At 71.3% G+C, this 13749-nt stretch carries 13 protein-coding genes; 7 read left to right on the top strand and 6 right to left on the bottom strand.

The window, feature by feature from the left end; translation table 11 throughout:
* Positions 1 to 98 precede the first annotated feature (98 nt).
* Together ABZV06_RS13790 and ABZV06_RS13785 are read left to right on the top strand one after the other, a co-directional pair.
* On the top strand, positions 99 to 1577 hold the full coding sequence (locus ABZV06_RS13790; RefSeq protein WP_355233302.1) for a glutamate--cysteine ligase: 1479 nt from the start codon (positions 99 to 101) through the stop codon (positions 1575 to 1577).
* A 166-nt stretch (positions 1578 to 1743) separates the two neighbouring features.
* A complete protein-coding gene (locus tag ABZV06_RS13785; protein ID WP_355233300.1) occupies positions 1744 to 2769 on the top strand; it encodes an LD-carboxypeptidase in 1026 nt (341 codons plus the stop codon).
* A 13-nt stretch (positions 2770 to 2782) separates the two neighbouring features.
* Here ABZV06_RS13785 and ABZV06_RS13780 read toward each other — a convergent pair whose 3' ends face one another.
* The 3 genes from ABZV06_RS13780 to ABZV06_RS13770 form a co-directional block, all read right to left on the bottom strand.
* Positions 2783 to 3169, bottom strand: a complete 387-nt coding sequence (locus ABZV06_RS13780; protein ID WP_355233298.1) for a DUF2267 domain-containing protein — start codon at positions 3167 to 3169, stop codon at positions 2783 to 2785.
* 205 nt (positions 3170 to 3374) lie between these two features.
* Positions 3375 to 4547 carry a zinc-dependent alcohol dehydrogenase gene (locus tag ABZV06_RS13775; protein WP_355621348.1) on the bottom strand — a complete coding sequence of 391 codons (1173 nt, stop codon included), beginning with the start codon at positions 4545 to 4547 and terminating at the stop codon, positions 3375 to 3377.
* Positions 4548 to 4569: 22 nt separating this feature from the next.
* Positions 4570 to 5520, bottom strand: coding sequence for an SRPBCC family protein (locus ABZV06_RS13770; RefSeq protein WP_355621345.1), 951 nt, complete (start codon positions 5518 to 5520; stop codon positions 4570 to 4572).
* A gap of 399 nt (positions 5521 to 5919) precedes the next feature.
* On the opposite strand from ABZV06_RS13770, the gene ABZV06_RS13765 reads away from it, so the two are divergent.
* Both ABZV06_RS13765 and ABZV06_RS13760 read left to right on the top strand, forming a co-directional pair.
* The gene (locus ABZV06_RS13765; protein WP_355233290.1) at positions 5920 to 6291 is read left to right on the top strand and encodes an SCP2 sterol-binding domain-containing protein; all 372 of its coding nucleotides are present in this window, start codon (positions 5920 to 5922) and stop codon (positions 6289 to 6291) included.
* A gap of 5 nt (positions 6292 to 6296) precedes the next feature.
* The gene (locus ABZV06_RS13760; protein ID WP_355621497.1) at positions 6297 to 8339 is read left to right on the top strand and encodes a glycogen debranching N-terminal domain-containing protein; all 2043 of its coding nucleotides are present in this window, start codon (positions 6297 to 6299) and stop codon (positions 8337 to 8339) included.
* Here the strand turns inward: ABZV06_RS13760 and ABZV06_RS13755 are convergent.
* On the bottom strand, positions 8336 to 9064 hold the full coding sequence (locus ABZV06_RS13755; RefSeq protein ID WP_355233288.1) for a helix-turn-helix domain-containing protein: 729 nt from the start codon (positions 9062 to 9064) through the stop codon (positions 8336 to 8338). The two genes, ABZV06_RS13760 and ABZV06_RS13755, sit on opposite strands and share 4 nt — an antisense overlap.
* Before the next feature lie 231 nt (positions 9065 to 9295).
* Here ABZV06_RS13755 and ABZV06_RS13750 point away from each other — a divergent pair, with 231 nt between their 5' ends.
* From ABZV06_RS13750 to ABZV06_RS13740, 3 genes are all read left to right on the top strand, one after another.
* Positions 9296 to 9961, top strand: coding sequence for a DUF4097 family beta strand repeat-containing protein (locus ABZV06_RS13750; RefSeq protein WP_355621342.1), 666 nt, complete (start codon positions 9296 to 9298; stop codon positions 9959 to 9961).
* 26 nt (positions 9962 to 9987) lie between these two features.
* Positions 9988 to 10806: an alpha/beta hydrolase gene (locus ABZV06_RS13745; protein WP_355621339.1), complete on the top strand. Its 819-nt coding sequence runs from the start codon at positions 9988 to 9990 to the stop codon at positions 10804 to 10806.
* Positions 10807 to 10888: 82 nt separating this feature from the next.
* Complete coding sequence (locus tag ABZV06_RS13740; RefSeq protein ID WP_355233282.1) at positions 10889 to 11602, top strand: carbonic anhydrase; 714 nt, start codon at positions 10889 to 10891, stop codon at positions 11600 to 11602.
* Between the two features lie 86 nt (positions 11603 to 11688).
* Here ABZV06_RS13740 and ABZV06_RS13735 read toward each other — a convergent pair whose 3' ends face one another.
* Together ABZV06_RS13735 and ABZV06_RS13730 are read right to left on the bottom strand one after the other, a co-directional pair.
* On the bottom strand, positions 11689 to 13209 hold the full coding sequence (locus ABZV06_RS13735; RefSeq protein ID WP_355621337.1) for a hypothetical protein: 1521 nt from the start codon (positions 13207 to 13209) through the stop codon (positions 11689 to 11691).
* 13 nt (positions 13210 to 13222) lie between these two features.
* Positions 13223 to 13603, bottom strand: a complete 381-nt coding sequence (locus tag ABZV06_RS13730; protein WP_355621334.1) for a hypothetical protein — start codon at positions 13601 to 13603, stop codon at positions 13223 to 13225.
* Between the last annotated feature and the right edge of the window lie 146 nt (positions 13604 to 13749).

Raw genomic sequence — 13749 nt, 5'->3', positions numbered from 1 at the left:
ACGGAGCCCGCGACTGGGTAGGAAGGAACTCTCGGGTCTTCCCCGCCCGCCGGTCCCGTGCGAGGTTTGGGGGGACCAGCGGTAACAGGGTGGTGACCATGGGCGAAGACGTCGGCGTGCGGACCTTCAGTCGTGAGGACAGGGCCCGTTACCGCGAGAAGGTGCGTAACTGCCTGGACGTCTTCGCCGAGATGTTACGGGAGTCGCGGTTCGACATCGACCGGCCGATGACCGGGCTGGAGATCGAGCTGAACCTCGTGGACGAGGCGTCGAACCCGGCGATGCGCAACGCCGACGTGTTGGCGGCCATCGAGGACCCGAGTTTTCAGACGGAGCTGGGTCAGTTCAACATCGAGATCAACGTGCCGCCGCGCCGGCTGACCGGCACTGGAACCCTCGACTTCGAGGAGCATGTGCGGGCCAGTCTCAACGCTGCCGAGGAGAAGGCGCGTACGGTCGGCGCGCACATGGTCATGATCGGCATCCTGCCGACGTTGCGTCCCGAGCACCTGACCGCCGCGACGCTCTCGGCCAACCCGCGCTACAAGCTGCTCAACGAGCAGATCTTCGCGGCCCGTGGCGAGGACCTGCCGATCGCCATCTCCGGGGTGGAGCGCCTGGCGGTCACCGCCGACACGATCACCCCGGAGGCGGCCTGCACCAGCACCCAGTTCCACCTCCAGGTCAGCCCGGCGCAGTTCGCCGACTACTGGAACGCCGCCCAGGTGGTCGCCGGCATCCAGGTGGCGCTCGGCGCGAACGCGCCGCTGCTGTTCGGCCGGGAGCTGTGGCGCGAGACCCGCATTCCGCTGTTCCAGCAGGCCACCGACACCAGGCCGGAAGAGATCAAGGCCCAGGGGGTACGCCCCAGAGTCTGGTTCGGCGAACGCTGGATCACCAGCGTCTTCGACCTGTTCGAGGAGAACGTCCGCTACTTCCCGGCGCTGCTGCCGGTGTGCGACCCGCAGGATCCGGCGCAGACGCTGGCGGCCGGCGAGGTGCCCAACCTCGCCGAGTTGCGGCTGCACAACGGCACGATCTACCGCTGGAACCGCCCGGTGTACGACGTGTCGCGCGGTCGACCGCACCTGCGCGTGGAGAACCGGGTGCTGCCGGCCGGCCCGACCGTGTTGGATACCATCGCCAACGGCGCGTTCTACTTCGGACTGGTCCGCGCCCTGGCCGAGTCGGATCGGCCACTGTGGTCACAGATGTCGTTCAGCGCCGCCGAGGAGAACTTCACCAGTTGCGCCCGGCACGGCATCGACGCGCAGGTGTTCTGGCCCGGCCTCGGCTACCTGCCGGTCACCGAGCTGGTGCTGCGCCGGCTGCTGCCGATGGCACACCACGGTCTGGACGGGTGGGGGCTCGACCCCACCGAGCGCGACCGGCTGTTGGGCATCATCGAGCAGCGCTGCCTGACCAGCCGCAACGGCGCGACGTGGCAGGTGGAGACGCTGCACCGGTTGGAGTCCACCGATCACCTGGACCGGCCGGAGGCGCTGCGCGAGGTGGTGCGGCACTACGTGGAGCTGATGCACAGCAACCGGCCGGTGCACGAGTGGCCGATTCCGTAACCCCTCCTCGTCCCTTGTGGACCCCCCATGACATCGACCATTGTCATAGGCTGTAGCGGCTCGGACGTCGCACGTCGATGACGATGGAGGCACGACTGTGGCCAGTTCCGGGGGCGATCCCGTTCCGACCCGCGCATCCGTACGGCCGTCCCTGTCGCGTCGTCGCATGCTGGGCGTGGGAGCGGCGGCGGCCGGCGCAGTGGCGTTCGCCGCCCGGCCGGATGCCGCATCCGCCGCGTCGAGTCCGCCCCCGCCCGGCGCGAAGCGGGTGCTGCGGGCACCGGCACTGGCACCCGGCGACCGGGTGCGGGTGGTCTCGCCCGGAGGCACCCCCAACCCGACGAACATGGCGCGTGGCATCGAGATCCTGCGGAGCTGGGGTCTGGAGGTGGAGCTGGGCGAGCATGTCTACGCGAAGTACGGCTACCTGGCCGGCACCGACGCGCAGCGACTGACAGACCTGAACGCCGCGCTCAACGACCCGGGCGTACGCGGTGTCTTCGCCGCCCGGGGCGGTTACGGCACGCAGCGGATCGTCGATGCGATCGATGTGTCCGGTCTGCGCCGCGACCCTCGGGTGGTCGTCGGCTTCAGCGACATCACCAGCATCCACGGCAGACTCTGGCGCGAGACCGGCCTGGCCACCTTCTACGGGCCGATGGTCAACTGGTCAGACAGCCGCACCGGCCCCGAGTCGGCCGAGGCGTTGCGCAGGGCGGTGATGACGACCGCACCCGTCACGATCACCAGGGACCCGGCCGAGACGGCCGCACCGGTGGTGGTGCCGGGGCGCGCGTCGGGCCCGTTGCTGGGCGGCTGCCTGACGATGCTCTCCACCTCGCTCGGCGCGGCGGACGCTCCGAGGTTCGACGACGCGATCCTCTTCTTCGAGGACGTGGACGAGGCCCCGTACAGCATCGACCGCATGGTGACCGAGCTGCGCCGGGTGGGCGTGCTGTCCCGGGTCGCCGGGGTGGTCGTCGGCCAGATCACCAACAGTGTCGGCGGGGTCGGCGAGTGGGACGCGGCGGCGGTGTTGCGGGACCGCCTGTACGACCTGGGCGTGCCCGTCCTGGGCGGGCTGCGCCTGGGGCATGGCAACGGGCAGCTCACCGTCCCGCTCGGCGCGTGGGCCACGATCGACGCCGAGGCGGGGACCCTGACCGTGGAGGCCGGGGTCCGCCCTCGGTGACGGTGTGGCACGGTCAGCCGCGCGGTGCGGGGACGCCGAAGAGGTCGATGATGCCGCCCGGCAGTTGGGCCAGCAGATCGTGCCGGTCGTCGTCGTCGAGCGCCTCGGCCACGGTGTTCAGCACCACCTGGGCGTGCTGACGCACCACGTCCGCGTTCGCTACCTGTTCCCGGTCGCCGACGTGTTTCAGGAACTCGCCGACGTCCCACCGTCGGCCCTGCGGGTTACGGGTGACGGACCCGTTCAGTCGGTCCGGCAGCTGCGCCGCGAGGTTGTCGGCCTCCTGTCCGGCGAGTCGTTCGCCGAGCACCGACAGGACGGCTTGCACGGATCGGACCGCCTCGTTCTCTCCGAGGCCTCCACGCTGTCGTACGGTGGCGATCATCTGCTCGTACTCCATGACACCCGCTCCCTCCGTCTCCCGGGCCGGCGCGCAGGCCGGCTGGCGGACGAACGGACGGCGTTCCCGAGCCCACGGACCACAAACGGCACCCCGCAAGCGCCACCCCCTCGCGCGCCGATCTTGCGGTTTCGGTTGCCGACATGGGGTGGTATGTCCCTTGCGCCGCCACAGAAAGTGCAAGATCGACGAGGGCCGGGGGCGGTCAGACCTTGAGGAGCACCTTCGTGCAGTCGTCCTGCTTCTTCTGGAAGATCTTGTAGCCCTTGGGGGCGTCGCGGAGCGGCATGCGGTGACTGACGATGAAGCTCGGGTCGATCTCGCCGCGCTGGATGCGGTCCAACAGCGGCCGCGTGTACCGCTGCACGTGACACTGACCGGTCCGCATGACCAGTGACCGGTTCATGAACGCCCCCATCGGGAACTTGTCGACGAAACCGCCGTACGCGCCGACGACCGAGACGACTCCCCCGGAGCGGCAGGCCAGGATCGCCTCCCGTAGCGCGAACGGCCGTTCCGTCTCGGTCCGCGTGGCCTGTTTGGCCCGGTCGTACGCGTACATCGCGGTGTTGCCGTGGTGGCCCTCCAGGCCGACCGCGTCGATGCAGGCGTCCGGTCCCCGGCCGGCGGTCATCTCGTTGAGGGTGTCGAGCACGTCGACGTCCTCGTAGTTGATCGTCTCGGCGTCGGTGTGCTCCGCGGCGAGCCGCAGCCGGTACGGGAACCGGTCGATGACGATCACCCGCTCCGCGCCGAGCAGCCGGGCGCTGGCCGCGGCGAGCAGCCCCACCGGTCCCGCGCCCCAGATCGCGATGACCTGACCGGGCTTGATGTCGCACATCTCGGCGCCCATGTAACCGGTCGGGAAGACGTCGGCGAGCATGACGGCCTGGTCGTCGGGGATCTCGTCGGGCACCTTGAGGGGGCCGACGTCGGCGAACGGCACCCGCGCGTACTCGGCCTGTCCGCCCGCGTACCCGCCGAGCAGGTGGGAGTAGCCGAAGATGCCGGCCGGCGAGTGGCCCATGATCTTCTCGGCGATTCCGGCGTTGGGGTTGGAGTTCTCGCACACCGAGTAGAGGCCGCGTTGGCAGGAGGAGCAGTGCCCGCAGGCGATCGGGAACGGCACCACGACCCGGTCGCCGGGTTTGAGGTTGCGCACCTGCGGACCGACCTCCACCACCTCGCCCATGAACTCGTGGCCGAGGATGTCGCCCTTGCGCATCGCGGGGATGTAACCGTGGTAAAGGTGCAGGTCGGAGCCGCAGATGGCGGTGGTGCTGACCCGGACGATCGCGTCGCGGGCGTTCATGATCGTCGGATCGGGTACGTCGATCACCTTGACGGTGTCGGCGCCCATCCAGGCGGTGGCCTTCATTCCTCGTCCTCTCGACGAACGGTCAGCGACGGGACCGCGGGAGCGGCTGCGCGGGCCGCTGCATGGCCTGCTGGCGTACGGAGATGCCGTTCGGGCTGCCGTCGGAGCGGACCACCTCGCCGGCCTCCAGCACCTGCTTGAACCGGCGCAGGTCGTCGCGGACCTGCTGCTCGGGCTCCTCGCCGAAGAGCTTCGCGACCGCCCGACCGAGCGCGCCGGCGGGGGGCGCGTAGCGCAGTTGCACCCGGACCTCGGTGCCCCGGTCGCCCGGGGCGGGCACGAACGCGACCCGGCCGGCGTTGGCCACCCGACTGCCGGGCAGCGACCGCCAGGTGATCGACCTGTTCGGCTGATCGTCGATGATCTCGGCGTCCCACTCGACGTGACGGCCGGCGGGTCCACGGGCGACCCAGTGCGAGCGGCGCAGGTCGTCGGCGCGTACGGATTCCAGGTGCGCCATGAACCGGGGCAGGTTCTCCATGTCGCGCCAGAACCGGTACGCCTCGGCAGGCGACCGGTTGACCGTCACCGCGATCTCCATCCGGATCACCCGTGCCCGCGCCCGGAGCGCCCGTCCGCTGGCGATGGCGGTGGCGAGGTCCAGGGCGGTGATGCCGGCGATCGCGGCGGTGGTCAGGGCCGGGCGTCGTCGTCGTTCACCCCGTCGGTCGGCCATCGCCCGGCCCAGCAGGGTGAGGTCGAGCGCGTCACCGGCCACGCGGGTCCAGGCCCAGCCGACGGGGCGGCGGCCGCTGAGCAGGCCGACGCCATGCACCAGTTCGCGTGCGCCGACGGCTCCGATGACCGCCTGCGCCGCCGGGGAGTCGTCCACCCCGGCCAGTCGCGCGAGGGGCCGCGGCGCGGCCAGCGCGCCCACGCCCAGGGCGAGGCTCAGCAGGCCCAGGGCCCTCGGCAGGATCGGCGACGCCGGCCCGTCCAACTCCGGCAGGAGCACGGTCTCGACTCGGCTCATGTCCGGTCCCTTCCGGTAGGCGGCGCCGCCGGTCCGGCGGGTAGCGGTGTCCGCCCTGGTGACGGTATGCGGTAGTTGTGGACTGTGCGCCCGGTTCGGGCAGAACACCGGCGCCCGTAGCGCACGCTGCGCCCTCAGTCAGCATCGCGACATTTAACGATTTGAATCAGTGGCGAATCGTTACGTTCTGCTGCGCTGCGACTGCTCGTACGCCCCGCCGGTGTGGCACCGCGACGCCCCCGACTTCCCTGCACGTCCGGCGGACGCCTCTGGTGGTCGACTTCGACCTGGGGTGACCCGTGTCCCGGCGACGACAGCGCGCCCCTGTCGGCCGCAGCGTTAAGAATGACCCGCAGCGGGTAGCCGTCATCCGCTTCTGCCCGGGCCCGGGGAGGTGGGATGACGGCGACCAGCGAATTCTTCGAGCGGCTGGCCGCCGCGTGCCGCGATCCGCGGTTCAGCAAGGTGTGCGGAAGCGTCCGCTTCGACATCCGCGACGGCGACGACCTGGAGCAGTGGCTGCTGGTCATCGACCACGGCGAGCTGCGGGTGGCGCAGAGCGGCGAGCCCGCCACCACCGTGATCAGGGTGTCGGGGCAGGTCGCGGAGGCGATGGCGCGAGGTGAGGTGAACGGGCTGGCGGCGATCGAGCGTGGCGAGATCCTGGTCGACGGCGACCTCGCCCTGGCGTTGCGCGTTGGGCGGCTGTTCCCCCGCGCGGGTCAGAGTGATGCGGGGCCAGACCAGCCGACGACGACCAGTGCGCCGTGAGGGACATCCCCGGCACGGTGTCGTGCATCGACGGCAACACGTTCATCGTGTCCGACGCCAGTGGCGACGTGGAGTCCTCCCCCGCCACCCCCGTCGGGCTGTTCGCCGCCGACACGCGCTTCCTGTCCCGCTGGGTGCTCACCGTCAACGGGGAGCGGCTGACCGCCCTGTCGGTGGACGACAGCCAGTACTACGAGGTGACGTTCTTCGTGGTGCCGGGCGGCGCTGTCGACTACGTGGAGGCGGACGTGTCCGCGATCCGGCGGCGACGCATCGGCCCGGACCTGACCGAGACGCTGACGATCTTCAACTACGGCCAGGGGGTTGTGGACCTCGACGTACGCCTGGAGGTGGAGGCCGACTTCGCCGACATCTTCGAGATCAAGTTCGACATCCAGGACAAGGCGGGCAGCTACTACACCGACGTGGAGCCGAACGGGTTGCGGGTCGGCTATCGGCGTGGGACGTACCGGCGTGAGGTCGTGGTGTCGACGAGCGAGTCCGCCACCATCGACGCGCGCGGCCTGCGGTTCGCGGTGCGGTTGCGACCCGGGGAGCAGTGGGACACCCGCCTGCACGTGCTCATGCGGGCGCTGCGACCGGACGGCGCCGACCTGCGTGACCCCCTGCGGGCTCAGCGCCCGGACGAGTCGACCCTGCCGGACAGCGTCCGCGAGTGGGTGGCGCAGGCGCCGACGCTGGACACCGAGAGCGCCACGCTCCAACAGGTGTACCACCGCAGCCTGGTGGACCTCGCGGCGCTGCGCTTCGCGCCGCTGTCGCTCGGCGGAGCGGCCGTACCCGCGGCCGGGCTCCCGTGGTTCATGACCCTGTTCGGTCGGGACAGCCTGCTGACCTGCCTCCAGACGCTGGCCGTCACCCCGTCGCTGGCCCCGCCGACCCTGCGGATCCTCGCCTCGTTGCAGGGCGCCCGGACCGACGACGTCCTGGAGGAGGATCCCGGCCGGATCCTGCACGAGCTGCGCTACGGGGAGTCGGCCGCCTTCGAGGAGCAGCCGCACTCGCCCTACTACGGCACCGTCGACGCGTCACCCCTGTTCGTGGTGCTGCTCGACGAGTACGAGCGGTGGAGCGGCGACACCGCGCTGGTGATGGAGTTGGAGCAGGAGGCGCGCGCGGCCCTGGCCTGGATCGACACGTACGCGGACCTGACGTCGACCGGCTACGTCTGGTACCAGCGACGCAACCGGGCCACCGGCCTGGACAACCAGTGCTGGAAGGACTCCTGGGACAGCATCTCCTACGCCGACGGCAGGCTCCCCGGCTTCCCGAGGGCCACGTGCGAGACCCAGGGGTACGCCTACGACGCCAAGCTCCGCGGCGCGCGGCTGGCGCGTACCTTCTGGGGCGACCCCGACTACGCCGAGCGGCTGGAACGCGAGGCGGCGGCGCTGTACGACCGCTTCAACCGCGACTTCTGGCTCGACGACCGCGGCTACTACGCCCTCGCGCTCGACCACGACGGGACGCCCGTCGACAGCCTCTCCTCGAACATCGGCCACCTGCTGTGGAGCGGCATCGTCGCGCCCGAGCGGGCCGCGCGGGTCGTCGAGCACCTGATGGGCCCGGCGCTCTTCTCCGGCTGGGGTGTGCGGACCTTCGCCGAGGGGCAGAGCCGCTACAACCCGCTCGGCTACCACAACGGCACGGTCTGGCCGTTCGACAACTCGTTCATCGCCTGGGGCCTGCGTCGCTACGGGTTCCTCAGAGAGGCGGGACGCATCGCCGAGGGCATCCTGTCCGCCGCGACCTACTTCCAGGGGCGACTGCCCGAGGCGTTCGGTGGCTTCGACCGCAGCACCACCCGGTATCCGGTGCGGTATCCCACCGCCGGCAGCCCGCAGGCCTGGTCCAGTGGGACACCGATGCTGCTGCTGCGCACCATGCTCGGCCTCGAACCGCACGAGGAACACCTGGCCGTGAATCCCGCGCTGCCGTCGGCCTTCGACCGGATCGCGCTGCTGGACATCCCCGGTCGCTGGGGCCGCGTCGACGCGTACGCCCGCCACCGCCCGGACCGGAACTAGTCCTTCGGCGTGGTCCCGGCGCTGGTGTGCAGGACGGCGCGGGCCTGTTCGGCGGCGCGGGTGATGCTCTCGCTGATGAAGTCGAGGAAGCGGGCGATGTTCTCCAGGCGGGCGGCGGCGGGGGTGCCCGGCCCGAGGACGGCGACGCCCTCCCGTGCCGTCGCGACGAGCTGGTCGTTGGCGCGGGCGCTGGCGATCGTCGCCTGGTAGAAGAGTTCGCTGTCGACGAGGTAGCGGTCGCGGCGGCGCTCGTCGCGCTCCCGGCGTACGAGACTCTGACTCTCCAGGAAGCTGATCGCCTTGGAGATGGACGCCGGGCTGACCGACAGGCGGTGGGCCAGCTCGGACGCGGTGAGGCTGCCCGTGTCGGTGGTGAACAGGCAGGTCAGCACCCGGGCCCCCATCTTGTTCAGGCCCGTCGCCATGAGGACGGTCGTGAACGTCTCCTCGTACTCGGCGACGGCCCCGGCGTCGCGGCCGTGCGCGAGCGGGGCTGATTCGGCGGCGCGGGCGGCGGCGGGCGCACGCCGACGGGAGCGGCGTTCGGTGGCACGGTGGGCCAGGTCGGCGCGGTAGGCGTTCGGACCGCCGTTGCGCAGCACCTCGCGGGTGATCGTGGAGGTCGGACGGTCGAGACGTCGGGCGATCTCGGCGTACGACAGGCTGTCGGCCAGCCCGGACGCGATCTGCTGACGTTCCTGCTGGGTGAGCCTGCCTCCCGGCACGGTGGTCTCCTCGTGGTGGTCTCGTCCGTGGCCGCCACCATAGCGTTCACCGGCAGCCAATTGCAACGGCGGCAGGGCACGTCGTTGCCTTATCCGGCAGATCATTGCAACACTTGTAGGGCTTCTAGCTGCTAGTACGCGAGGTTTACGCAACACGGATGTTGCCGAGAACTGGAAAGCAACGTAGCGTTTCCGATATCAGAAACACCGGAACGACCATCGGAGAACACCGTGCAGAACTTCGCCACCCCGTCCCCCATCACCGCCGTCCTGGACATCCCCGCCGGGCGCGTCCAGTTCATCGCCGCCGACCGCGCCGACACCACCGTCGAGGTCCGTCCGGCCGACGCCGGCCGGGCCCGCGACACCCGGGCCGCGGAACACACCACCATCGCGTACGCGGACGGCGTCCTGCGGGTCACGACCGCGTCCCCCGCCAACCAGCTCCTGGGTGCCTCCGGCTCGGTGGAGGTCACCGTCCAGCTACCCGCCGACTCCCGCGTCGAGGTCAAGGCCGCCAGCGCCGAGCTGCGCGGCGTCGGACGCCTCGGCGCCGTCACCGTGGACGGCGCGTACCGCCACATCAAGATCGACGAGGCGGCGAGCGTGCGCCTCACCGCGATCGACGGCACCGTCGAGGTCGGCCGGCTCACCGGGCCCGCCGAGATCAGCACCGAGCGGGGCGACATCCTCGTCGGCGAGGCGACGCGCGGCAGGGTCGCGCTGCGTACCCGCTCGGGCGACATCTCGGTCGCCGCCGCCACCGGCGTCTCGGCCTCCCTGGACGCGGGCACCGACCGGGGCCGCGTCAGCAACGCCCTGACCAACCACGGCAGCGCCGACCTCGACATCCACGCCACCACCTCGCTCGGCGACATCACCGCCCGCAGCCTCTGACCCCCCAACCCCCAAGGAGTACGACCATGACGACCAACAACCCCTCCCCGACCCGTTCGGCCTGGACCGGCATGGTGCCGGTCGACGACACCGCCCTGGCCGTCACCGACACCGGCGGCGCGGGCGTCCCGGTGGTCTACCTCAACGGCCAGTTCGCCACCCAGGGATACTGGCGGAACGTCATCACCGACCTGGGCGCCGGATGGCGGCACATCACCTACGACGAGCGCGCCCGCGGCAGGAAATCGGGACGCTCGGCGGACTACTCGTTCGAGGCGGCCATGCGGGACGTCGACGCCGTCCTCGCGGCCCGAGGCGTGCAGCGGGCTCTGCTCGTCGGCTGGTCGTACGGCGCTGTCGTCGGCGCCCACTGGGCCCACCGCAACCCCGACCGCACAATCGGCGCGGTCCTGGTCGACGGCGCGTTCCCGCACGACTGGCTGGACGAGGCCATGGAGCAGCGCATCCGCAAGCTGTTCCGGCGCATGGGCTGGTTCACGCCACTGCTGCGTCCGACCGGCCTGACCCCGCGCATGACGGCACACCAGCAGGCCGAGAGCAACATCGAGCTGGGGCGGCTCTCCCGGGAACGCGAGCTGGGTCCGGTGCTCGACGCCATCACCGTCCCCGTGCGGTACGTCGTCGCCTCGGGAACGTCCCTCGGCAGCAAGGGTGACGAGCAGGAACGCATCCGCACCAGCCTCGACGCGGTGACCGCCCGCAACCCGAACATCCAGGTCCACGCGAAGGTCGCCAGCAACCACGGCGCGATCCTCAAGAAGGACTTCGCGGCCGTCGCCCAGGCCGTACGCGAGGTAGCCGCCCTCGACAGCACCCACCGCTGACGCACCACTCAGAAACGCGACACCGCACTGTGGAGATCCACTGGTAAGAATGGGGCAACCGCCTCACATTCGGGAGATCATCGTGCCTCGTACCCCCCTGTCCCGCCGAGCACTGCTCGCCGCTGGCGGCGCGACCGCCGTCGCCATCGGCGCGGCGGCGGCGAGCCCGACCGCCGCCGCCGCGGCGGCACCGACCGACGACCCGGTCGGCACGCCCGCCGAGGCGCTGCGTCGGCTGCTCGCCGGCAACCACCGCTTCACCACCGGTCACGGCCGGCACCCGCACCAGGGCCTGGCCGACCTGCACCGCCTCGCCGCCGGCCAGCACCCGTTCGCCATCACGGTCGGCTGCGCGGACTCCCGGGTGGCACCCGAGGTGCTGTTCGACCAGGGTCTCGGTGACCTGTTCGACAACCGGGTGGCCGGCAACATCGTCGACGACCTGCTGCTGGGCAGCGCCGAGTTCGCCGTGGAGGAGTTCGGCAGCCTGCTGATCGTCGTCCTCGGGCACGAACGCTGCGGCGCGATCACCGCCACCATCGACGCCATCCGCACCGGCGGCACCGCTCCCGGGCACATCGGCGCCATCGTCGACAGCCTGCGGCCGATCATCGAGCCGGTGCTGGACCAGCCCGGCGACCCGGTGGAGAACGCGGTCCGCGCCAACATCGCCGCCCAGGTGCGGGCGCTTCCGTCGCGCAGTCCGATCATCGCCGAGAAGGTGCGCCAGGGCGCGCTGCGGGTCGTGGGCGCCCGCTACGACCTGGACAACGGACGGGTCTCACTGGTCGCCTGACGACATCCCCTCCCCCCGGCCGCCCGTCCGTCCGTCCACGGGCGGCCGGGTCGGTGAACGCCTCGCTGCGTCAGGGGAGGTGGACGTCAGCGGGGCCGTTGACGGTCTCGCCCCGCCAGTCGGGCCATCAGGTCCTGGTACCCCCGCGCCCGGTCAGCCGCTTTCGGGGACAGCGTGTCGGCACCCATCCTCGCGTACTCCTCCCGCTCGGTCGCGGCGGCCAGCGCGCCGACGGCCGCCTGGTACGCGCGCTCCTGTTCGCGGTGGCGTTCGTGCCAGTAGCGCCTGGACCTGCCGGCGAGGTAGAACCCCGTCGCGACGCAGCCGAACGTGACGAGCACCAGGAACAGGAACGCCACCGCCTCCTCGAACGAGGGCAGTGGCCCCGCCCGGCCGAGGGACTGTCTCAGGTGCCGGTCGTCCCGGGCGTCGAGATAGTCGGCAGCGCCAGCGCCCGCCAGAACAAGGAACATCGCGAAGGCCATGGCCCGGAGCAGCAGTCCGTACCGGGACCGGTCGATCCATGCCGTGGGTGAGGCCGGCAACGCCCCGTACGCCCCACCCAGCCGGAACGCGGCCACTCCGAGCACGAAGGCGGCGGCCAGCCCGCCCGCCAGAAGCTGAACGCTCAGGATCCCCGCTACCCGAGGATCGAACCAGCCCCGTACCAGCCAGGTGACGAGGACGAGGACGCCGGTCCAGCCACCGACGAACACCAGCGCCCGCCGCACCGCCGCCACACGAGCCGCCGGGGCGGTCCGGTCCGCCTCGGAGGTCCGCCACCTGCCGATCTCCTCCTGCGCGGCACGACGGTCGTCGGCGGCCCGGCGTTGCTCCGCCTCCCGCCGGGTGCGCTCTTCGGCACGCCGTGCGTCCTCTGCCCGTCGCCGGGCGCGCTCGTCAGGGCCGACGAAGGGCGACAGCAGGACGGGACGGCCCCGCTGGCGCAGCGGGTGCCGCAGTGGCAGATCGGCGGGCGCCCGCCATCCGAGGTCCGTGCCGAGCACCACCCGCAATCCACCGACCAGCCGGTCCGGCAGGAGCGTCGCGACGCGGGAGGCGTCGCGCCGGTCGTCCAGCCCGTCCACGACCAGCACCAGACGCTCTCCCCGCCGCTCACACGCCTGGGCCGCGTCGGTGTAACGGCTCAGTAGGTGCGCCTCGCCGGTGGCCCCGGTGAGATGCCCCGGCATGAAACCGTCGGTCAGCTCGACGAGCTGCTCCAACACCACGTCGAGGAACGCGGCACGGGTCTCCCCCGCGGAGCGGCCGGCGACGGCGAAGTACGACACCACCCGCACGCCCGGCGGAGGGTGCAGGACAAACCAGGCCAGCAGCGCCGTCATTCCGGTGCCCCGGGCCGCCTCCCAGCGCAGGTACGCGTCCGGCCCGTCACCGGCGCAGAAGGCCGCCAGGCGAGCCAGTTCGGCGTCCCGGTCGAGCAGGTCCGCCGGGGCGATCCGGTGGACCTCGGCCAGGTACGCCGACCGTACGACCGGGCCGAAGTTGTTGTACTGGAAGTTGTGGTCGCCGAACTGCATGCCCCGCGCCTGGCGGGCGTCGACGTCGCGCCATCGGTTGTCCTCCGGCTGCCCGCTCTCGCCCATCTGCCCGGCTGCCTCAGTTGAAGGTGTTGTTCTGGGTGCTGGAATCGCCGAACAGGACGCCATTCGCCCCGCGCAGATCGACCTGCCCGATCCGGGCGCGCGCCCCGGCGGCCGCCGCTTGCGCCAGCAGGTCCCGCGCGAGACGGAGGATCTGCTCGTCCCGGTCGACGCCCGCGCGGGTGAGATCCTCGACGAGGCGTACCTGCCAGCCGCCGGAATCGGTGCCCTCGGCCTCCAACAACCGCAGCGCATCCTGGCCGTCCCCGGTCAGCCGACGCCACACCATGCCTCGGAAGGTTTCGGCGGCGTCGCGGACGACCGCGCTGGTCGCGTCGGTGACACCCGACGACGCGCCGAGCGCCAGGGCGGCCACGAGCAGTTCCACACCATCCACGCATGCCTCCGTCATCGACGCCATCGATGGTCCTATTGCACCACCTGGCCACCACACACGGACACCCGCGCGGCCTCCCGACCCGCAGTCGTCTTCACGATTATCGATCGTTATATCCGTAGCGCCCAATAGTGACCCGCTGCCGC

Origin of the sequence: Micromonospora sp. NPDC005172 (assembly GCF_040608555.1) — a bacterium.
In the GTDB taxonomy this organism is placed as follows: domain Bacteria; phylum Actinomycetota; class Actinomycetes; order Mycobacteriales; family Micromonosporaceae; genus Micromonospora.
This window is presented reverse-complemented; position numbering and strand designations above follow the sequence as displayed.

What these genes read in the sequence shown, in the direction of transcription:
- ABZV06_RS13780 (WP_355233298.1), bottom strand. Translation starts at nt 3,169, where the DNA reads ATGGAGTACGAGCAGATGATCGCCACCGTACGACAGCGTGGAGGCCTC.
- ABZV06_RS13775 (WP_355621348.1), bottom strand. Translation starts at nt 4,547, where the DNA reads ATGAAGGCCACCGCCTGGATGGGCGCCGACACCGTCAAGGTGATCGAC.
- ABZV06_RS13790 (WP_355233302.1), top strand. Translation starts at nt 99, where the DNA reads ATGGGCGAAGACGTCGGCGTGCGGACCTTCAGTCGTGAGGACAGGGCC.
- ABZV06_RS13735 (WP_355621337.1), bottom strand. Translation starts at nt 13,209, where the DNA reads ATGGGCGAGAGCGGGCAGCCGGAGGACAACCGATGGCGCGACGTCGAC.
- ABZV06_RS13770 (WP_355621345.1), bottom strand. Translation starts at nt 5,520, where the DNA reads ATGAGCCGAGTCGAGACCGTGCTCCTGCCGGAGTTGGACGGGCCGGCG.
- ABZV06_RS13785 (WP_355233300.1), top strand. Translation starts at nt 1,744, where the DNA reads ATGCTGGGCGTGGGAGCGGCGGCGGCCGGCGCAGTGGCGTTCGCCGCC.
- ABZV06_RS13765 (WP_355233290.1), top strand. Translation starts at nt 5,920, where the DNA reads ATGACGGCGACCAGCGAATTCTTCGAGCGGCTGGCCGCCGCGTGCCGC.
- ABZV06_RS13745 (WP_355621339.1), top strand. Translation starts at nt 9,988, where the DNA reads ATGACGACCAACAACCCCTCCCCGACCCGTTCGGCCTGGACCGGCATG.